The following is an 18656-nucleotide window of genomic DNA, read 5'->3' on the forward strand; positions in this document are numbered from 1 at the left end:
CCTGGACATGTGGAGGACAGGTTGGCGGCTCATTCGGCCGCCGCAATCTCGGAGCGGGCCTCGCGACGGCCCCGGATGCGCGCATCGGCAAGGTCGGCCTCGTGACGATCGCGCAGCGTCTTGGCGAGCGTGAAGGCGGAACTGATCAGGAACAGCCAGCTCACGCCGAGAAACGCCTTGTAGGTTTCGCTGACCTCCATCCGCAGGAGGCCCCAGCCGGTCAGCCCCATCGCAGTGAAGAAGCCGCCCCAGACGACCAGCTTCCACATCGGCGTTTCGCCGGCGGCCCGCACGCCGCCGCGCTGGTTGTCGCGCAACGACTTGGCCAGCACGAAGGCGGCCGAGAGGCAGAACACGTAACCCATCACCATGAATGCGCGATCGAGCGCTTGCCCGGGCAGCCAGCCCAGGCCGGTCGCACAAAGGAAGACGGCGAGCCCGAACGACACCCAGACCTGGAGCTGCCAGGCACGCGTATCGCGTTGGATGGAAACATTCGAAGAGGTGGTCTGCATGGAAGCCTCGTGGCGAAGTGAAAGTGCGCGGATGATGGTTCGCACCTGAACCTCGCGGAACAAGTTAACGAACCAGTGGCGACTTCCAGCGCTTCCGGTATCGCTACTCGATACTGGCCTGCGGCTTTGACCGGCGCGCGAGCAGATCGTCGCGCGTGTAGATCCGGTCGGTTCGGGCGAGGCGCATCGCAATCACCTCGAGCACGTCCTGCGCGGGTGCCGGTGTGCCGGGATGCAGGAACGCCAGCGGCGTGACCAGGCTGAGCACCACGAGCGTCCAGCTCAACCGCGGGTGCGGCAGTCGGTGCTGCCACAAGAGAAAGGCGCCGCTGACCGCCATGCCGAGCGCGAAGCCGGCCGCCACTTCCGATTTGGAATGTGCGTACAGCGCCAGCCGCGACGCTCCGATGAACACGGCAAACACCAGCCCGAACGACGCAGCAGCGACGCGGACGCGATGCGCCTGCTGCGAGGCGGCCAGCCAGCATGCGACCGGCCACACGCTGGCCGAGAGCGCCGTGTGCCCGCTGAAGCCGGTGAAGTTGATCCGGGCAATGCCGATGCCCCAGCCCAGGAACGCGATCTTGGACAAAGCGATCACGCAGCACCCGAAGCCGAACAGAAGCGCCCAGCGCCAGGCCGACGGCCGGGTTGTATCACGGACGCCGAGCCATACCGCAATCCACAGTGCCACAGGCAGCAGAAAGCCACTGTCACCGAACCAGGTGACAGTGGCCCAGAACCAATGGGGGAAGGGCAGCGGCATCAGGCGGGCATCATGCGCTCAGGAGTCCGCTCACGCGCCGCTGCAAGACTTCGGGTTGGACATCGGCCTGGCGCATCGCGTCGCCCACGTTGAGCCCCACGCGGCTGAATGCGCCGCGCCGGAACGGCCGAACCATGGCGACGTTTTCCCCGTCCCGCACTTCGACGCGGCTGAAATACGACCCCCAGAGATTGGTCAGCGCCATGGGAATCACGGGCACGTCGATACCTTCGGCATGCGCGGCCTCCAGGATCTTCATCACGCCGCCCTTGAAGGGCTGCAGCTTGCCGTCGCGGGTGATCGCGCCTTCGGGAAAGATGGCGAGCAGATCGCCCTCGCGCAGCACCTGCACCGCCTGTGCGAATGCGTCCTCGTAGGCGACGGGGTCTTCCTTCTGCGGCGCAATGGGAATGGCCTTGGCCAGCCGGAACAGCCAGCCCAGCACGGGTACGCGGAAGATGCGGTGATCCATGATGAAGCGGATCGGACGCGGGCTCGCCGCCATGAGCAGCACCGCATCGATGAAGCTCACATGATTGCAGACCAGCACCGCCGCACCCTGGGCAGGAATGTGTTCATCGCCCTTGACGTCGAAGCGGTAGACGAAGCGCGAAAGCACCCAGGCCACGAAGCGCAGCAGGTACTCGGGCATCAGCATGAAGATGTAGAACGCGACGATCGCGTTGGCGATGCCGGTGAAGAGGAAGATCTGCGGGATCGTGAAGCCCGCCTTCAGCAGTGCGCCCGCGATGATTGAGCTGGCGATCATGAACAGCGCATTGAGGATGTTGTTGGCCGCAATGATCCGCGCCCGGTGCGTGGGCTGGCTGCGCAACTGGATCAGCGCATACATCGGCACGCTGTAGAGCCCCGCGAACAGCGACAGAAGCCCGAGGTCGGCCATCACGCGCCAGTGCGCCCTCTCGCGCAGGAAGCCGCCCAGCCCTAGATCGCCGAGCGCAGGCAGCGCACGCGACGCGAAGTACAGGTCGATCGCGAACACGCTCATGCCGATGGCTCCGAGCGGAACCAGGCCGATCTCCACCTGGCGGCGGCTCAGCGTCTCGCACAGGAGCGATCCGATGCCGATACCGATGGAGAAGACCACCAGCAGCAGCGAGGCCACCTGCTCGTCGCCGTGCAGCACTTCCTTCGCAAAGCTCGGAAACTGGCTCAGGAAGATGGCGCCGAAGAACCACATCCACGAGATCCCCAGCAGCGAACGGAACACCACGATGTTGCCGTGCGCGAGCTTGAGGTTGCGCCAGGTCTCGCTCACGGGATTCCAGTTGATCCGAAGCTCCGGATCGGTGGCGGGCGCGCGCGGAATCGCCTGTGCCACGCCGCGCCCTGCCAGCGCGAGCAGCACGCAGGCCAGGGCCACCGAGGTGTGGCCGATATGCGGTACAGCGACCAGGAGACCGCCGGCGACCTGGCCGAGCAGGATGGCGACGAAGGTGCCCATCTCGACCATGCCGTTGCCGCCCGTGAGCTCGCGCGCGTCCAGCACCTGCGGGAGATACGCGAACTTGACCGGCCCGAACAAGGTGGAATGCAGTCCCATCAGGAAGACGCAGCCGAGCAGCACCGCGGCGTCCGCCCGCATGAAACCCCATGCCGCGATCAGCATGATCACGATCTCGAGGTTCTTGACGAATCGGATCATCTTCGTCTTGTCGAATTTGTCCGTGAGCTGCCCGGACGTCGCCGAGAAGAGCAGGAACGGCAGGATGAACAGCGCCCCGATCGCAAGCCCCGCCATGGCCGGCGGCATCCAGCTGAGCTGCAGCTGGTAGGTCACCATGACCGTGAAGGCGAACTTGAAGAGGTTGTCGTTTGCCGCGCCGGCGAACTGCGTCCAGAAGAACGGCGCAAAGCGCCGCTGGCCCAGAAGCGCGAACTGGTTGGCGTGCGCATGCGTATCAGGCATGGGGGAGGATGATGCGTTGGCAGTTGTGGTCATTCGCAAAGCCTGGCTGGCGGGTTCCTCAAGCCGTCACTGCGGCTGCGCCCGGATTGTGCCGCAGGGTCTGACGACCCATCGCCTGGAGCCCGTGCAACACCGGCAGCGCCGCCAATGCAGCGGTCAAATGCTTGAGACTATGACCCGATATCAGGTCCTGCGTGACGTCATAGATGGCCTGATCCGACACCTCGAACAACTTGGCCATGGCGTAGAAGAAGATCACCCATCCCAACTTCAGCCCGATGGCGCCGTTCAACGGCTTTGCCAGCGAGAGGATCACGATCAGCGCCATGCCACCGAACTGCACCAGCGCCCAGGGCAGCGCATTCCCGGTCCTGTGGCAGACGGCCGCCGCCAGCAGGCCGCCGACCATCGTGAACCATGCGGCCGGCCATCCGGCGCGTGCGCTGACTCGCTCGCAGACCGCCAGGCCGACCAGGCCCGAAAAAGCCACCGCCATGCCTGCGCGTTCGGCTGCCAGGCGCATGCCATCGGACTGCAGGTGATAGAAGGCGGACCCGGCAGCGGTCAGGATCAGGCCGGCAAAGAACACCCAGGCGCAATCGAGCGCATTCACGGGAAGGTGAGCGCCCGCTTGGGGCAGCGGTGCGGCGTCGAGCGCGTCTTCGTGCGCGCGATCGAGCCAATGCAGCCAGCGCAGGCCCCAGATGCCGATCGCGACGAAGGGCAGGTTGCTCAACACATCCATCGCATTTGGCAGGCCGTGCCAGGCATGGCGATCGGCGAACGGCGCCCCGGCGAGGCCAGAGGCCGGAAGGACCGGCCCGGCGATTGCGGCCAAAAGGAGCAGCGCGAACAGCGAAACGAGGCAACGTTCACGGTTGGAGAAGGACGACAGCGGCATGACGGACTCCGATGAATAGCTCGATGGGCGCAATCTAGGTTGCCGACCCCCTCCCTGGCATCGAGAATCGATACGGAGCACTTTTTCACCACCCCCGGTATCAGCCGGCAATACCACCACCTCATGAGCACCACTGTCGATCTGGTCGTCGCCCTCAAGAACGAACTCAAGAACGCCCACATGACTTACGCGGATCTCGCCAAGTCGCTGGACATGGCCGAATCCAGCGTGAAGCGGATGCTCGCCAAGGGCGACATGCCGCTGACGCGGGTCGACGCGATCTGCCGGGCGCTCAAGATCGATTTCGCGGAACTCGCCCGCCGCGTGGCGGACGCCCAGCCCTTGCTCAAGGAACTGACGCTCGAGCAAGAAAAAGCTGTCGTCAGGGACAAGAAGTTGTTGCTGCTCGCCATCTGCGTGCTGAGCCAATGGACGCTGGAGCAGATCGTCGGCGCCTACCGCATCACCGAGGCCGAATGCATCGGTTACCTGGCGCAACTCGACCGCATCGGCATCATCGAGTTGCGTCCGCTGAACCGCTACCGCCTGAAGCTCGCCAAGACCTTCCGATGGCGCCCGCACGGCCCGGTGATGGATTTCTTTCGCGAGAACGTCGTGCTCGACTACTACCGCGGCGGCTTCGACGGCCCGGCCGAAGGCCTCCTGTTGGTGCATGGATCGATCAGCAAATCGCTGGCGCCTGCCTTCCTGGACCGCCTGCAGCGCGTTGCACAGGACTTCGCCCAGCAGCACCAGACCGACCAGAAGCTGTCGCCCAAGGAGCGGGAGGGCTACACCCTGCTCCTGGGCATGCGCAACTGGGAGTTCGAATTGTTCACGCGTCTGCGCAGGGCCTGAAACACACAGAAACCGGTTTCCTCTATAAAATTCGCCCCGCAGAAAAGCGGACGCATTCGTCGTCCCACCGTTGGCGCAAACTCCCATGAACGCTCAGGTGAACCGCAACAGCGGTTCGGTGACTGCCTCACATTGATCAATCGCCGACTGGAGAGACGCCACGCGACGTGGTGCACCGACGGAGCAAGTCCGCTGCATGGCGCAGCGGATGAAACTCTCAGGTAAAGGAGACAGGGGGAGCGGCAGTCTGAACCCCGGGTCTCGGCGCTTTGCACAGTAAGCACCAACACCCGCCGTTCATGCCATCCCAAAAGGATTCGGACATGCGCGTGGTTGTGCTCGGCGCCGGTTTGCTCGGTGTAACGACGGCCTATTACCTTCAGCAACTCGGTCACGAGGTGATCGTGGTGGACCGCCACGCGACCCCCGCCGCCAAGGCCCGGGGCCGGGCCGAACCCAGCGAATCTGCGATTGCGCTGCAACGCTCCGAAGCGGATTCGGCCTATGCGCGACGAACAGAAGGCGGCTGGTCCCGCCTGCGCGCAAAGGTGCGTCATCGCATCGCCAAGCTGCTCGACCGAGCCATTGGCGAACCGGCGAAACGCGACCCGCTTGAGCACATGGTGCGTCTCGCCGCCTACAGCCGCGAGAGCGCACGTGCGCTGCGTGACGAGGCCGGCATGTCGCAACGGCCGCGCTCGAACGGGCTCATGAACTTCTTCACCGACGCCCAAGCCTTCCATGGGCGCATGGCCCGCGCACCCCACTGGTCCGAACTCGGCTGCGAGGAACGTCTGCTCTCCGCCGAAGAGGCCACGGGCCTGGAGCCTGCATTGCATGCCGTCGGCAGCAAGCTCGCCGGAGCGACTTTCTCGCTCGAGGACCCGGCACGCGATCCCGCCCAGTTCGCGGCAAGCATCGTCTTTCTTTGCCGCGCGGCCGGTGTGCGCTTCATGATGAAGCACACCGTGGTCTCGCTGAAGACGCGTGACGGCCGCATCAGTCATGTCGACCTGCTGGATGCACAAGGACAACCCACCACCGTGCGCGCGCAGTCCTATGTTCTCGCCCTGGGCGCATCGAGCGTTCCGCATGCGGAAGACCTTGGCATCGACATGCCGCTGAATTTCGTTCGCGAGTACATCGCCACGATGCCGGTCAGGGACGCCGCGCACGCACCGCACATCGTGCTGCACGACCGACAGGGCAAGCTTCGAATCGCACGCGTCGAGAACGCCAACGGTGTCTATCTCCGGGTTTCTTCCACCGTGCGCGTGAGCCATGACGAGCAGAGCGAGCCAGACTCGGACCGCTTCGAAGCGATCCTCAGGCGCATCGAGGCGCTGTTTCCCGGCATGACTGACACCGCGCAGGCTTCGTTCGAAACCGCCATGCACGCGGTGAGCCGCAATCGGCTGCCAATGGTCGGCAAGACGCGAGTCCCCAACCTGTTCCTCAATACCGCCCCGGGCACGGCGACATGGACGCACGCCTGCGGCGCGAGCAAATCGATCGCCCGTATCGTCAGCGGCTTGCGGCCCGAACTCGACTTCGCCTTCAGAGGGCTGTAGCCAGCCGGGCGCGGCGCCCCTACAATCGCCGCACTGCAGGAGAGCGGGCCGCTTGGCGGCCCCACCGAAGGCGCAAACTCCCATAAACGCTCAGGTCGGCTCGCACAAACGAGCCTGTACTGCACCAACTGTCAGAGCCGTCTGGAGAGCCATCACACCACGTGATGCACCGAAGGAGCAAACCTGTTGCGGGCGCAACGGGTGAATCTCTCAGGTACCGAGGACAGGGGGAGCGGCAACTTGGACGCACGGTCCGGTTGCTTTTCTTTTTCACAGCATCCGTTTCCGTTCGAGCCAAGAGCTGCAACCTTCGAGGGTTCTTGAAATGCGCGTGATCGTTCTTGGCGCCGGCTTGCTCGGCGTGACTTCGGCTTACTTCCTCCAGCAACTCGGCCATGAAGTGACCGTGATCGACCGGCAGGCCACACCTGCTGCCGAAACCAGCTTCGCCAACGGCGGCCAGATATCAGTGAGCCATGCCGAGCCCTGGGCCAATCCGAGCGCACCGCTGAAGGTGCTGCAATGGCTCGGCAAGGAGGACGCTCCCCTGCTCTTCCGCCTCCGCGCCGACATGCGGCAGTGGCTCTGGGGACTGCAGTTCCTGCGCGAATGCACGCCGGCGCGCACCCGCCACAACATCGAGCAGATCGTTCGCCTGGGCACCTACAGCCGCGAAACGCTGCAGCAACTGCGCCGCGACACCGGCATCGCCTACGACCAGCGGACCCAGGGCATCCTGCACTTCTATACGACGCAGAAGGAATTCGACGCCGCTCTGGCGCCAGCCGAACAGATGCGCGCATTGGGCTGCGATCGCCGCGTCATCTCGGCAGATGAAGCAGTGAAACTTGAGCCCGCGCTGGCGCACGTCCGCCCGCAACTGGCCGGCGCCACCTACACCGCCGAAGACGAATCGGGCGATGCGAACCACTTCGCGCGCGAACTCGCAGCGTTGGCCAAGGCCGCAGGTGTTCGCTTCCTGATGAGCCACACCGTGACCGCTCTTCGTGAGGCCGGCGGAACGATCGACCATGTGGAAGCGACCGATAGCGAGGGCCGGTTCCAGCGCATCCGGGGCGATGCCTTCGTGCTGGCCATGGGTTCCCTGAGCCCGCTGCTTGCCGCGCCGCTGGGCATCCGCCTGCCGATCTACCCGGCCAAAGGCTATTCGGTCACGATGCCGGTCGTGGACGCGCCCAAGGCCTACCAGGTGTCGTTGACCGATGACGAATTCAAGCTCGTCTTCTCGCGCTACACCTCCGAAACCGGCGATCGGATGCGCATCGCAGGCACGGCGGAGTTCAACGGCTACGACCGCGACCTGAACCGCGTGCGCTGCGAAGCCATCGTGCGACGGGTCGAACAATTGTTTCCGGGTGCCGCCGACGCCACGCAAGCTCAGTTCTGGGCCGGGCTGCGCCCAGCGACGCCGAGCAACGTGCCCCTGATCGGCGCGACGAAACTGCCGAACCTGTTCCTCAACACCGGCCACGGCACGCTGGGCTGGACCCATGCCTGCGGCTCGGGCAAGTCGATCGCACGCATCGTCAGCGGTCTCGCGCCCGAGGTGGATTTCAGCTTCACCGGCGCGCGCGCAGAAACGAAGCCTCAGTCGTCGCTGGTGAAGACCGTCAAGACGCCGGTGTAGCCATACAGGTGGTGCCGCGCAATCTCGCCGGCGGCGAAGAAGCCGACCAGCGGCACATCGCCCAGCGCGTGTCGCACGATCTGCAACTCGGCGCCCGGCGCGCCGAAGTGCGGGCCGCCGCGGCCTGAGCAACTCACGTAGACGGCACCGGCGATGCGGCGGGCCGGATGCGGCGCCGCTTCGGCCTCGCCGGCCGCCACTGCGCGCGCGGTGGCCAAGGTTTGCTCCTCGGGCTCCAGTTCCTCCCGGATTTCGGCGCACACACGCATGAGGTCGGAGCGCGCGGCCTGCGCGTTGCGCCGGCAGAAGCTCAAGCGCATGCCGACTTCGGCCACGTCGGCAATCGCCACGCCGCGACGCGTCGGGTCGAGGCCAATGATGTGCCGCACCCGGACATCGGCACCCAGGTCGCGCGTACGACGGACGCCGTCGCTGCCGGCCTCGGCCAGCCCCACCAGCGTGGCACGCACCGCGTCCACCGCATGCTCGGGCGCGTCGAGGGATACGTTCAGATCGTCCAGCAGCACATCGAGTGCAGGCTCGCCATCGAGCGTCAGCAGCAGGTTGCCGTCGACCTCGGTGATTTCACGCTCCTCCGACACGGGTTGGCAGCCCTGCGTGACGCGCGACACCAGACGCACGCCTTCGCCGAACACCACGCCCGACAAGCCCCCCGAGAAAACGCCGCCCACGGCGCCATGTCCCGGGATGTTGCCGTTGCCGCCGACCGCGAACTGCAAGGAGCCGGCGCGCCCGGACGAGAGACCGCCGAACAGGTAGCCGGTGTCGGTGCGATCGGCCATCTCGGCGATCAGTTCGCCGAGTTCCGGCGTGCGCGGGTCCGCATGCACGAGCGCCGTGTTCGCCGCGAAGCCGCTCATCTCCGAATTGGCCAGAGGCGCCACGCCGGAGAACACGCGGTATTGATCGCTCGGCAATTCGCAGAGCATCAGGCTGAGTGCCGGCTCGTCGAAATACTCGGCGTTGTTGGCCGCCACGCCGACGCCCACGGTGCCGGACCAGTCGGTGATCTCGGGCAGTTCGGCGCTCAGATGGTCGAGGATTTCCTGCGCGTCGGCAGAGTAGTGGTCGGTGATGTAGAGCAGGCCCAGCGTGGGCGTGTGTGCGTAATCGGGCAACGCCATTTGCGCCCGCAGTTGAGCGAGCACGAGTCCGGCAGCCATGCGCCATTGCGGATGGGTGGCGTGGCCGGAAGGAAAGAGCTTCATGCGCTCGGCTTTCTGTGCGGGAAGGGGACGACGGTTGTCAGTGTCAGCGCGCCCGCTTGCGCGCCGGAGTCGACGACTTGCCGGCCGCGGTGGTGCTTCGGCCGGCGGCTGGCCTCTTCTTGGTTGCGGCAGGGGCAGGCTTGCGCGCGGCCTTGCCGGATGCCGGCGCCATCGCCCGGTCCATGGCATCGGACAGCGGTTGGGGCACGGCCGGCATCTTCAGCTGGGATGCTTCCTGCAAGGCAGCGCTGGCGATCTGCTGGAATTGCTGCGTCAGCGCGCCCCACCACTGAAGGGGGTCCACAACGCCTGCCGCATCATCCGACGGGCCGTCAGCCTTGGCCTTTGCGCGCTTCGACTTGGCGGCGGCCGCATCGGCTTCCTCGGAATCTGCCTTGTCTGCCGCTTTCGGCTCCGGCTCGGCCACAGGTGCGGGGGCCTGCGCCGGCGCCTCGTCGCGGAATGCGGGCGTCGCCGCGGCGGCCTGCCGCGTGAAGACGCTCGCCAGATCTTCCATCTGCACATTCATGCCGCGCAGCGTCGACAGCGTCATCTTCTGCACTTCGAGCGCCTGGATGGTCGCCTTGAGGGCGTGACCGTTCTGTTCGAGCCAGAACTGCACCGTCTTGAGCTCCTGGATGCGCTTGTCGACTTCCTCGACGCTGAGCGTCGGGGCCACCCAGCTGGAAAGGCTTGGCATGCCCGGAACCGCACTGGCGCCGGCCGAAGCGCTTCCGCTCGCCAGGTTCCTCAGGAAGTCGAAGCCGGGAACGAACTGACTGAAGGCGAAAGGCTTGCTTGCGTCGCTCATGAGGGTCTCCGGAAGAGTATTGTTGTCCGGGCAGCTTACTCCAAGGACGCGGGCTTTTGGGCGGGTCAATGCTTGTGTTCGCCGCCCGCGGGTACCGCGGCGCCGGTGAGCACGGGCACGTTGATATTCAGCGAAGTCTTCTGTCCCTTGGCATCTTCGAAGCGCAGCGTCATCGGCACATTGGTTCCGCTCGGCAAGGGCTGCTTCAGGTCGGTCAGCATCACGTGAAAGCCACCCGGCTTGAGCTCGACGGTCTGCCGCGCCGGCAACTCGACGCCACCCTCGACAGGGCGCATGCGCATGGTGTCGCCTTCCATCTTCATCTCGTGGACTTCCGCCACGCCGGCCACCGGCGTCGAGGCGCCGACCAGCCGCGCGCCCGACGGCGCACTGAGCTTCATGAAAGCACCGGTGCCGCTCTGGCCCGGCACCGATGCGCGGATCCAGGCATCGCGCACGTCGACCGCTGCCACGCCGGGCGCCAGCACGTCGAGCCGGGCGGCGGGACTCTCGAGACCCTTGGTGTCGTTGCCACTGGCCGGAATCTGCGCCCAGTCGGCGCTGCCGTTGTCGCAGGTCTGCAGCACCTTGAACCACAGGACGCCGGGCGTGGCCGGCAGCTTGCCGTGCAGCACGAAGTCGGCCCGCTCGCTGCCGGGAAGTGCCGACTGCGGGTTCTCCGCCGTCCAGCGCACTTCACCGCCGTTGTCGCCGGCCGACGGCGCTTCGAGCTTCCAGCCCTTGCGCGCCTGTGCATCGGTGAATGCGAAGCCCTTGGGCAGCCGTACGGCGATGCCGGTCGTGCTCTTCGCATCCTTGCAGGCGTGGCCGACGCGAAATGCGGCTTCGTAGTTGGTGCCTGCGGTACCGCCGCCGGGTGGCAGGGTCACATGGGCCAGGGCGCTGCCGGCGCCCGTCAGCAGGATGCAGGCGGCGAGATGCTTGTAGGTGAGAGTGGGGTTCATGGCAGATCCTTCGTGAAGTGTGGAGTCAAAGATCCCAGTGCAGTTCAGCGGTGTACGTGCGCTGGGGGTACGGATGGAAATTCCAGTATTGGTAGTTGTTGGCGTTGTCGATGCCGAAGGCCATCGACCATTGCTTGTCGATCTGATAGCGAACCCGCAGATCGAGTGTGATGTACCTGCTTGCGCCGAAATAGGCGAAGCCGTTGACGTCGCTGTTGTCCAGGTTGGAGTACTGAGTGCCGCTGTAGCGGACCGCAGCGGTATAGGACCAGTTGGCGTCCGGCTTGTAGGTGGCGAACACCGTCGAGCGCCACCGCGGCACGCGCGGCTGCCACTTTCCGATGCTGGCCGGGTTGGCCGGGTTTTCGGCGATCCTGGAGTTGGCGTAGGTGAGGCTCGCACCGAGTTCCAGTCCGCGCACGAACACGTCCTGGCCCGAGTAGGCGAGCTCCAGGCCGGTGGTGCGCACCTGCTTGACGTTCTGCACGCGCGAGACCGCCGGGTTCGTGCCCGGAATCACCTGGGTGAAGAGCGCATCGTCCGTGATCTCATGGAAGAGAGTCGCACGCGCCAGCGCATTGCCGAGGTCCTTTTCCGCGGACAGCTCTTCGGTCCACGACTTCTCGGGCTTGAGGAAAGGGTCGTTGATGAAGGACAGCGCACCGCCGGTGGTGGCACCGTAGAGTTCGCCGACCGTGGGATAGCGCACCGCACGCCCCACCGACCCCTTCAGCACGGTGTCGTCGCTCCATTGGTAGGCCAGTGCGCCCTTGGGAGAAGCGTCCGTCTCGTTGCGCGATGGGTAGGCCAGGTTGCTGGTCGCGGTCGATGTGAATCCATTGTCCGCCTGCCAGTTCTCCACGCGCAGCCCGAGGACGGTCTTCCACCGCGGCGCGAAGGCCCAGCTGTCCTGCGCCCAGCCGGCCACGGTCTGCGTGTTGCCGCCGACGTTGCTGACCAGGGTTCCGGAGGGGCCATCGAGCCAGCTGCCGATGACATTGGTCTTGAGAATGCCGAGCTTGTAGGCATCGCGCTCGAGGCCGAAGTCGACGATGTGGGCGCCACCGATCCCCTGTGGCCGCCACGTTCCCTTGGCCGCGAGCGTGTTCCAGCCCGTGGCCCCGCCCTGGTCCTGCAAGGTTCCGGCGCCGCCGAAGTTCGCGAGAGGTGGCGCCACCGTCGGCGCGCGCTGCTGGTCCTTCGAATAGTCGTACAGGCTGGCAGCGACCTCCCAGTCCCATTCGCCCTTGGTGTTGCTCTTGACCGAGAGGCCTTGCATGTAGTGGGTCTGGTCGTCGTTGGTCAGCGGAAAGGCGGTGGGCGCGAGATTGAAGCTGCGCCCCAGGATGTTGATCAGCCCGCTGTAGACCGGCTGGCCGGCGGCATTGCTCAGGTAGGTCGCGGGGCGGCCTTCCGAAGTGTTCTGCCACCAGCCGAGCGTGTAGGTCGCGGTTACCGTGGGCGAGAAGTCGTAGGCCAGCTTGAGCTTGGCGTGATCCTGGATCGTGTGGTACTGCGTGCCGGTGCCCAGGATGTACCAGGGCGTGTTCGTGGTGTTCAGCCCCAGCACGTAGCCTGTGACCGGCGTCCCTGCGCGCCCGGGCGTGCCCGATGCCACCGTGGCGGTGGTGAAGGTGAGCGGCTGGCTTTCGCTGTCGCCGCGGCTGACGTCGATCCACCATGACCAGTCGCCGCTGCGGCTGCCCAGCGACGCGCTGCCCTGCCAGCTGTTGAAGGTCTGGTGGGTGTTGTACAGGCTGTTGGGCTGCGACTGGAAGCCCGTGCTGACGTGGGCCTCGAGTTGCGACGGCATTCGCGTCACATAGTCCACCACGGCGCCGGCGGAATTGCCCGGATAGGCCGCGGAGAACGGCCCGTACATCACATCCACCCGCTCGATCTCCTCGGGCGTGACCAGGCCCCAGCGAGGCGCGAAGTTGGTGCCGTTGGCGATGCCGTTGCCGAGATAGTTCGACAGCAGGATGTCGTCGGCATAGACCGCCGAGCGCGCGCTGTTGCCGGTGCCGGAGGCGCGGGTCGACAGGATGGCGTGGTTGTAGTCGCCGATGTAGCGCTTGCGCACCAGGAGGCTGGGGAAGTACTTGAGCGCGTCCTCGCTGTCGGTGGCGTTGATGCGCGTCTCGATCTCCTCGCGCGTGATGCCTTCGATCGTCGTCGGAATCTGCGTCGGCAACGAAGTCGGCTGCCCGCCGGTGACAGTCACCACGCCCAGCGACTTGACGCGTTCGGGCGCATCGTCGGCGGCCTGCGCGAGCGCCGGCCCCGAAAACCATGGGAATGCCGTACTCAAGGCGAGCGACAGCATCGCTTTGTTGTTCATCGAAAAGTGCTCCTCGGCGCCGTCCGTGGCGCCGACGAATTGCGGAAAGCCGGCGCGGGCGCACCCGAAATGGCGCCACGCGCGGCAAGGCCGGAATTACGTCAGAGGAGGCTTGGAGGTCCGCGCGCCGGCAGCGGCGCGGCGGTGGCCACGGCGATGCGTGCGGCCGGTATCGGCTGGACGGCATGGCCCAGCGGCTGGATCGAAGGCAGGGCGACGATCGGCGTCGGCGGCGGCGCGCCGACCAAGAGGCAGAGCGGGCAGTCCATGTGGGCGCCGCCCATCTCCTGGAGGCCGTCGTCGGTTTGCACGACCACCTTGACCGCACCGGCGCTGGAGCAGAGGAGCTCCATGGCCTGGGGATGAACCACCGGAGATGCAATCGCCACGCCCAGCGACAACACGAACCACATCAGCACGAAGCTGATCAGGCGGTGGGCGCGGCGCAGTGGAGACATCGGCAGGGATTATCAATCACCCCCTCGCCATCCGCCCCCGGCTTGTGGACAATGAACGATTCGACACAGAAAGTCACATGTCCATCTTCCACCTCGCCTTCCACGTCCGCGACCTCGACGAGGCGCGGCGCTTCTACGGCGGCGCGCTCGGCTGCGCCGAAGGCCGGAGCACCGACACCTGGGTGGACTTCGACGGTCACCAGATCTCGCTGCATCTTGGCGAACCCTTCGCCACCTCCCGCACCGGACGCGTGGGCGACGTCATGGTGCCGATGCCGCACTTCGGCATCGTCCTCGAACTGCCCGCATGGCGCGCGCTGGCAGACCGGCTGGAAGCCGCGGGTACGGACTTCGTGCTGAAGCCCCAGGTCCGCTTCGAAGGCCAGCCCGGCGAGCAATGGACGATGTTCTTCTGCGACCCCTTCGGCAATCCGATCGAGGCCAAGGGCTTCCGATCGCTGGACACCGTCTACGACACATGAGCCTGCGCTCTGCTCCGGTTGCCGCGTCGACCTCGTTGCGGGTCGCGGGACTGGTGGCGGCCTTGTTCTTCCTCGGCCCCCGCGTCGCCTATGCGGTGCAGGACTGCGAGATCAACGGCATCGGCGTGAATCCGGCCGACGGCAACAGCACGTCCGGCAAGACGGGCTTGATGCGCTGCAAGGACCGAGACAGCCACGAATTGGTCCGCGAACAGGAGATCCAGGGCGGCACCTTCATGGGCCGCGTACGCACCTACGAGAACGGCAAGCTCGCGAAGGAATACGCCGTGAACGCCGCCGGCAACATGGACGGCCGCGCGCGGGAGTTCTCGCCGAACGGCCAGGTGGTGCGCGACGCGATCTACGACGACGGCCACGAAACGGGACTGGTACGCAGCTTCTACCCTTCCGGTCAGACGCGCCGCGTCACCTACTTCGCGGACGCCGCGGGCGAGCGCGCATCGGTCGAGTTCACGGAGCGTGGCCAACTCTCCGCCTTGCGCTGCGGCGACAAGCCGGTGCTCGCGCCCGCTGCGGACGACGCGCGGCTGTGCGGCTTCGGAAAGGGACCGTCGCGCGTCGATCTGTTCGACAGCAAGGGAATCCTGCGTTCGCGGGTGTCGTACCTGTCCGGCAAGCGGGTCCTCAGCGAGGACTTCTATGACAACGGCAAGCCCTCGGCGACGGACGAATTCCTGCCCAACCAGCGCATCGAGCGGCGTTTTTCATCCGAAGGCATCAAGCGCCGCGAGGTGATCTCGTTGCTGAGCGAGCGCGGCCCGGTCAAGCAGCGCGAACAGGAGTTTTCAGAGAAGGGCGCGCTGGTGCGCGACCAGCGGTGGAACCCGGCCGGCGATCCGATGAGCGATGAAAGCTTCTACCTGAACGGCCAGCCGCGCAGCAAGGCGGTGTACGGCGCGGAGGGCGATGCACGCCTGATCGACATCACCGAATTCCACGACAACGGACAGCGCGCCGCCCACGGGCGCTTCACGGCGATCGACCGCTTCCGGCAGATCCCCATCGGCACCCATCGGCGTTTCAGCGAGAACGGCACGCTCATCGCCGAATCGGTCTACGACGACAAGGGCCGCGTCACCCGCGAACGGGTGTGGGACACCAGCGGCAAACTCGAACGCGACGACGAGGTGTTCGAGGACGGCTCGCGCAAGGCCTTCGTCAAGCCTTGACCGATCTCAATCGAGCTTGATGCCGGCGGCCTTGATGATGGGCCCCCAGCGTTGCGATTCCGCGCGCGACAGCGCCGCGAACTGCTGAGGCGTGCCGGGCATCGCCTCCATGCCGAAGTCGTTGAAACGCTTCTGCACGGCGGGTACGCTGAAGGCGCGATTGAGATCGCCGTTGAGCCGCGTGACGACCGGCGGCGGCAAGCCCGCCGGGCCGAGCACGCCCTGGAACGCGAAGACCTCGGCGTTGGGCACGCCGACTTCGGCCAGCGTCGGCACGTCGGGCAGCAGCTTCGAGCGAGCGCCGGAACCGATGGCCAGCACGCGCACCTTCTTGCCCTGCATGATCGAGAGCCCCGAGGCGAGATCGAGGAACATGCACGGCACCTGTCCGCCCATCACATCGGCCATGGCCGGCGCCGCGCCGCGATACGGGATGTGCGTGATGAAGGTGCCGGTGCGGTTCTTGAACAACTCCATCGCCAGATGATGCGGCGAGCCGTTGCCCGGCGATGCGTAGTTGACCTTGCCCGGATTGGCCTTGACGTAGGCGAGGAAGGCCTTGAAGTCCTGCGCCGGGAAATCCGGATGCACCACGAGCGCCAATGGGAACTTGCCGATCGCGCCGATGTACGTGAAGTCCTTGGTCGGATTGAAGGGCAGCTTGGTGAAGAGATGCTCGTTGAAGGCCAGCACGGCGTTGTCGGCCGACAGGATGGTGTAGCCGTCAGGCTTGGCCTTGGCGACCAGGTCCGCGCCGATGTTGGTCGAGGCGCCGGGACGGTTGTCGATGACGATCTGCTGGCCCAGCGTCTGGCGCATCGCCTCGGCGAGCGTGCGCGCGATCACATCCGTTCCGCCGCCGGCGGGATACGGCACCACCCACTTGATCAGCTGATCGGGAAAGGCTTGAGCGCGCGCCCATGGTGCGGCTGTGGCCGCTGCGCCGGCGGCGAGGGTGGTGAGCAGGGTTCTGCGATCCATCAAATATGTCTCCAGGTTTTTATGAGCGTTGACGTGAAATTCAAGTCGGCCCCGCGGACAGCGAGGGCACGGGCAGGTCGTCCAGAGCATGGGCCAGCGCGGCCCGACAACGCGCCTCGTCGCCGACCTGCTCGAACAGCAGCAGCGCGAGCCGCGCGAGGAAGAGCGATTCTCGCTCGGGGCCAGCCTCGCTGATGGCGCGAGCACATTCGGCATAGACGCGATCTCGCGCGTCGAGGGTCAAGACAGTCATGCGTGCTCCGTTTTCAGAAGGGCGGATGCCCGTGCCAGCGCACGCTGAAGCGCGCCCGACGGCACCCGACGCCATCGCGCGGCCACATGGCCATCCGGGCGCAAGAGATAGACGGCGCCCTCGTTCGCACCGAGCGCCGCGAACACCGACGCGTCCGCGCTTCCCGGCGGAAGTTCGCAAGTCACCACCGGCAGCGGGCCTGCCTGCGCATCGGCGATGTCGGCTGCAAGTGCGGCATCCGCGCACGCCATGTTCAGCACCAGCACCGTGAACGTCGGCCTCAGCCAGTCGGTGAGATGGAGGTCCAGCGCCAGCGGCCGGTCGGGCATCACGTCGCCGGGCCGCGGGCCGGGCATCGATGCGTCGTCATCGCTCGACAACGCCGAATCCTTGTATTGCACCGCCTGCGTCTGACGCGGATTGATCAGGTTGGCGATCTCGCGGTGGGCACCGGACAACGACAGCGCAGCCTCGCGCAGCAGATCGAAACCCCGTGTGGGCGGCGACATGAACTCGGTGCTGCGCATCGCGCTCTCGGCGTTGATGCGGAAGGCCGCGATGCGTTCCTGCGAATAACTGTCGAGCAGCGACACGTCGGACACGCCGCGAGCAACCAACGCCAGCTTCCAGGCCAGGTTGTCGGCATCGTCGAAGCCCGAATTCAAACCGCGCACGCCGAAGATCGGCATCGCGTGCGCGGCATTGCCGGCGAAGAGCACGCGGCTGTGCCGGTAGCTGTCCAGCGTCATCGCGCCGGCGCGGTAGACCGAAGTCCAGACCGTCTTCCACGGCAGGTGGCCTTCGCCGATGGCGTCGAGATGGCGCTGCACGAAATCCTGCAGCGCGGCCGGCTGAAGCGCTTCCTCGGTGCTCTGGCCCGCGCGCAACTGGTAGTCGATGCGCCAGATGTCGTCGGGCTGTTTATGCATCAGCACGGTCGAACCCGGGTTCCACGGCGGATCGAACCACGCGCGCCGTTCGGTCGGATGGTCGCTGTGCAGTTCGATGTCGATGATCACGTAGCGGCCTTCATAGGCCGTGCCTTCGAGGTTGAGGCCGAGCGACTTGCGCACAAAGCTCTGACCACCGTCGCACCCGACCACCCACTGCGCCCGCAGTGCATAGGCGCCCAGCGGATTGCGCGCCTCCAGCGTGAGGCCGTCGGCGTCCTCGGTGAAGCCGGTGAGTTCGCTGCCCCAGCGGATGTCGATGACTCCGGGCGCCGATTGATTGCGGCGGACGATCTCGTCCAGCAGGTACTGCTCGATGTAGTACTGCTCGAGATTGATCATCGGCGGCAGCTTCTGCGTCGCGTCGTGCGGCATCTCGAAGCGAAAAACCTCGTCGGTCTTGTAGAAGCTGCGGCCGCCGATCCAGGGCAAGCCCTTGGCCATGAAGGCCGGGAGCGCGCCGAGACGTTCGACGATCTCCAGGCTCCGGCGCGAAATGCAGGCCGCGCGGCTGCCGACACAAACGGTGTCGTCGGCCTCCAGGATCACGCTGCGCACCCCATGGTTCGCCAGCCCGAGTGCGAGCGACATGCCGACCGGGCCGCCGCCGGCAATCACCACAGGATGGCGACCGGGTTCATGCCCGTCCACGAGCGACGGAAGACGCGGCTCGTGGCGCGTGTAGTGGAAGGCGCCAACCGACGGCGGCAGATCCGAGGCCACCGGAGGCAGCGGGCCGGTCGCAGCGTCGCCTGCAAGCGCGGAGGGGTGGGGTACGACAGCAGTAGTCATGCGGAGGGATTGTCC

Annotated in this window: 17 protein-coding genes and 3 riboswitches; of the genes, 5 read left to right on the forward strand and 12 right to left on the reverse strand. The window is 66.1% G+C overall.

The window, feature by feature from the left end; genetic code table 11:
* Positions 1-29: 29 nt before the first annotated feature.
* From AC1DHL_RS21395 to AC1DHL_RS21410, 4 genes are all read right to left on the reverse strand, one after another.
* Positions 30-515 carry a YiaA/YiaB family inner membrane protein gene (locus tag AC1DHL_RS21395; RefSeq protein WP_478098911.1) on the reverse strand — a complete coding sequence of 162 codons (486 nt, stop codon included), beginning with the start codon at positions 513-515 and terminating at the stop codon, positions 30-32.
* Between the two features lie 103 nt (positions 516-618).
* Positions 619-1281, reverse strand: a complete 663-nt coding sequence (locus AC1DHL_RS21400; protein ID WP_478163279.1) for a phosphatase PAP2 family protein — start codon at positions 1279-1281, stop codon at positions 619-621.
* Positions 1282-1291: 10 nt separating this feature from the next.
* A complete protein-coding gene (locus tag AC1DHL_RS21405) occupies positions 1292-3244 on the reverse strand; it encodes an MFS transporter (RefSeq protein WP_478163280.1) in 1953 nt (650 codons plus the stop codon).
* A gap of 25 nt (positions 3245-3269) precedes the next feature.
* Positions 3270-4112: a hypothetical protein gene (locus AC1DHL_RS21410; protein ID WP_478163281.1), complete on the reverse strand. Its 843-nt coding sequence runs from the start codon at positions 4110-4112 to the stop codon at positions 3270-3272.
* A 123-nt stretch (positions 4113-4235) separates the two neighbouring features.
* Here AC1DHL_RS21410 and AC1DHL_RS21415 point away from each other — a divergent pair, with 123 nt between their 5' ends.
* The 3 genes from AC1DHL_RS21415 (at position 4236) to AC1DHL_RS21425 (ending at position 8189) form a co-directional block, all read left to right on the forward strand.
* Positions 4236-4970, forward strand: coding sequence for a helix-turn-helix domain-containing protein (locus AC1DHL_RS21415; protein ID WP_478163282.1), 735 nt, complete (start codon positions 4236-4238; stop codon positions 4968-4970).
* Positions 4971-5107: 137 nt separating this feature from the next.
* A riboswitch (glycine riboswitch) is annotated at positions 5108-5214 on the forward strand.
* A gap of 79 nt (positions 5215-5293) precedes the next feature.
* Positions 5294-6541 (forward strand): FAD-dependent oxidoreductase, encoded by a 1248-nt coding sequence (locus AC1DHL_RS21420; protein WP_478163283.1) that lies wholly within the window; start codon positions 5294-5296, stop codon positions 6539-6541.
* A 26-nt stretch (positions 6542-6567) separates the two neighbouring features.
* Positions 6568-6668: riboswitch (glycine riboswitch) on the forward strand.
* A gap of 4 nt (positions 6669-6672) precedes the next feature.
* Positions 6673-6778: riboswitch (glycine riboswitch) on the forward strand.
* Positions 6779-6866: 88 nt separating this feature from the next.
* A complete protein-coding gene (locus AC1DHL_RS21425; protein ID WP_478163284.1) occupies positions 6867-8189 on the forward strand; it encodes a D-amino acid dehydrogenase in 1323 nt (440 codons plus the stop codon).
* On the opposite strand, the gene AC1DHL_RS21430 is transcribed toward AC1DHL_RS21425, so the two are convergent.
* From AC1DHL_RS21430 to AC1DHL_RS21450, 5 genes are all read right to left on the reverse strand, one after another.
* On the reverse strand, positions 8150-9418 hold the full coding sequence (locus AC1DHL_RS21430) for an FIST signal transduction protein (protein ID WP_478098922.1): 1269 nt from the start codon (positions 9416-9418) through the stop codon (positions 8150-8152). The genes AC1DHL_RS21425 and AC1DHL_RS21430 overlap by 40 nt on opposite strands.
* A 43-nt stretch (positions 9419-9461) precedes the next feature.
* Positions 9462-10229 (reverse strand): PhaM family polyhydroxyalkanoate granule multifunctional regulatory protein, encoded by a 768-nt coding sequence (locus AC1DHL_RS21435; protein WP_478163285.1) that lies wholly within the window; start codon positions 10227-10229, stop codon positions 9462-9464.
* Between the two features lie 65 nt (positions 10230-10294).
* On the reverse strand, positions 10295-11194 hold the full coding sequence (locus AC1DHL_RS21440; protein WP_478163286.1) for a copper chaperone PCu(A)C domain-containing protein: 900 nt from the start codon (positions 11192-11194) through the stop codon (positions 10295-10297).
* 25 nt (positions 11195-11219) lie between these two features.
* Positions 11220-13535, reverse strand: a complete 2316-nt coding sequence (locus AC1DHL_RS21445) for a TonB-dependent receptor (RefSeq protein ID WP_478163287.1) — start codon at positions 13533-13535, stop codon at positions 11220-11222.
* A 101-nt stretch (positions 13536-13636) separates the two neighbouring features.
* Complete coding sequence (locus tag AC1DHL_RS21450; protein ID WP_478098930.1) at positions 13637-13993, reverse strand: DUF2946 family protein; 357 nt, start codon at positions 13991-13993, stop codon at positions 13637-13639.
* A gap of 77 nt (positions 13994-14070) precedes the next feature.
* Here AC1DHL_RS21450 and AC1DHL_RS21455 point away from each other — a divergent pair, with 77 nt between their 5' ends.
* Both AC1DHL_RS21455 and AC1DHL_RS21460 read left to right on the forward strand, forming a co-directional pair.
* Positions 14071-14475, forward strand: a complete 405-nt coding sequence (locus AC1DHL_RS21455) for a VOC family protein (protein WP_478163288.1) — start codon at positions 14071-14073, stop codon at positions 14473-14475.
* Entirely contained in the window at positions 14472-15665 is a 1194-nt protein-coding gene (locus tag AC1DHL_RS21460; protein WP_478163289.1) for a toxin-antitoxin system YwqK family antitoxin, read from the forward strand. The genes AC1DHL_RS21455 and AC1DHL_RS21460 overlap by 4 nt, the downstream gene beginning before the upstream one ends.
* Positions 15666-15671: 6 nt before the next feature.
* On the opposite strand, the gene AC1DHL_RS21465 is transcribed toward AC1DHL_RS21460, so the two are convergent.
* From AC1DHL_RS21465 to AC1DHL_RS21475, 3 genes are read right to left on the reverse strand one after another with little or no spacing between them, the layout of a single operon-like run.
* Positions 15672-16646 (reverse strand): Bug family tripartite tricarboxylate transporter substrate binding protein, encoded by a 975-nt coding sequence (locus AC1DHL_RS21465; RefSeq protein ID WP_478163290.1) that lies wholly within the window; start codon positions 16644-16646, stop codon positions 15672-15674.
* A gap of 40 nt (positions 16647-16686) precedes the next feature.
* The gene (locus AC1DHL_RS21470; protein ID WP_478163291.1) at positions 16687-16899 is read right to left on the reverse strand and encodes a hypothetical protein; all 213 of its coding nucleotides are present in this window, start codon (positions 16897-16899) and stop codon (positions 16687-16689) included.
* A complete protein-coding gene (locus tag AC1DHL_RS21475) occupies positions 16896-18641 on the reverse strand; it encodes an FAD-dependent monooxygenase (RefSeq protein ID WP_478163292.1) in 1746 nt (581 codons plus the stop codon). The genes AC1DHL_RS21470 and AC1DHL_RS21475 overlap by 4 nt, the downstream gene beginning before the upstream one ends.
* Positions 18642-18656 lie beyond the last annotated feature (15 nt).

The sequence above is a fragment of the Variovorax sp. 10L426 genome (genome assembly GCF_056395305.1).

Bases quoted from the DNA above. Each gene is read 5' to 3' on its own strand.
- AC1DHL_RS21395 (WP_478098911.1), bottom strand. From the start codon at position 515: ATGCAGACCACCTCTTCGAATGTTTCCATCCAACGCGATACGCGTGCC.
- AC1DHL_RS21400 (WP_478163279.1), bottom strand. From the start codon at position 1,281: ATGCCGCTGCCCTTCCCCCATTGGTTCTGGGCCACTGTCACCTGGTTC.
- AC1DHL_RS21405 (WP_478163280.1), bottom strand. From the start codon at position 3,244: ATGACCACAACTGCCAACGCATCATCCTCCCCCATGCCTGATACGCAT.
- AC1DHL_RS21410 (WP_478163281.1), bottom strand. From the start codon at position 4,112: ATGCCGCTGTCGTCCTTCTCCAACCGTGAACGTTGCCTCGTTTCGCTG.
- AC1DHL_RS21415 (WP_478163282.1), top strand. From the start codon at position 4,236: ATGAGCACCACTGTCGATCTGGTCGTCGCCCTCAAGAACGAACTCAAG.
- AC1DHL_RS21420 (WP_478163283.1), top strand. From the start codon at position 5,294: ATGCGCGTGGTTGTGCTCGGCGCCGGTTTGCTCGGTGTAACGACGGCC.
- AC1DHL_RS21425 (WP_478163284.1), top strand. From the start codon at position 6,867: ATGCGCGTGATCGTTCTTGGCGCCGGCTTGCTCGGCGTGACTTCGGCT.
- AC1DHL_RS21430 (WP_478098922.1), bottom strand. From the start codon at position 9,418: ATGAAGCTCTTTCCTTCCGGCCACGCCACCCATCCGCAATGGCGCATG.
- AC1DHL_RS21435 (WP_478163285.1), bottom strand. From the start codon at position 10,229: ATGAGCGACGCAAGCAAGCCTTTCGCCTTCAGTCAGTTCGTTCCCGGC.
- AC1DHL_RS21440 (WP_478163286.1), bottom strand. From the start codon at position 11,194: ATGAACCCCACTCTCACCTACAAGCATCTCGCCGCCTGCATCCTGCTG.
- AC1DHL_RS21445 (WP_478163287.1), bottom strand. From the start codon at position 13,535: ATGAACAACAAAGCGATGCTGTCGCTCGCCTTGAGTACGGCATTCCCA.
- AC1DHL_RS21450 (WP_478098930.1), bottom strand. From the start codon at position 13,993: ATGTCTCCACTGCGCCGCGCCCACCGCCTGATCAGCTTCGTGCTGATG.
- AC1DHL_RS21455 (WP_478163288.1), top strand. From the start codon at position 14,071: ATGTCCATCTTCCACCTCGCCTTCCACGTCCGCGACCTCGACGAGGCG.
- AC1DHL_RS21460 (WP_478163289.1), top strand. From the start codon at position 14,472: ATGAGCCTGCGCTCTGCTCCGGTTGCCGCGTCGACCTCGTTGCGGGTC.
- AC1DHL_RS21465 (WP_478163290.1), bottom strand. From the start codon at position 16,646: ATGGATCGCAGAACCCTGCTCACCACCCTCGCCGCCGGCGCAGCGGCC.
- AC1DHL_RS21470 (WP_478163291.1), bottom strand. From the start codon at position 16,899: ATGACTGTCTTGACCCTCGACGCGCGAGATCGCGTCTATGCCGAATGT.
- AC1DHL_RS21475 (WP_478163292.1), bottom strand. From the start codon at position 18,641: ATGACTACTGCTGTCGTACCCCACCCCTCCGCGCTTGCAGGCGACGCT.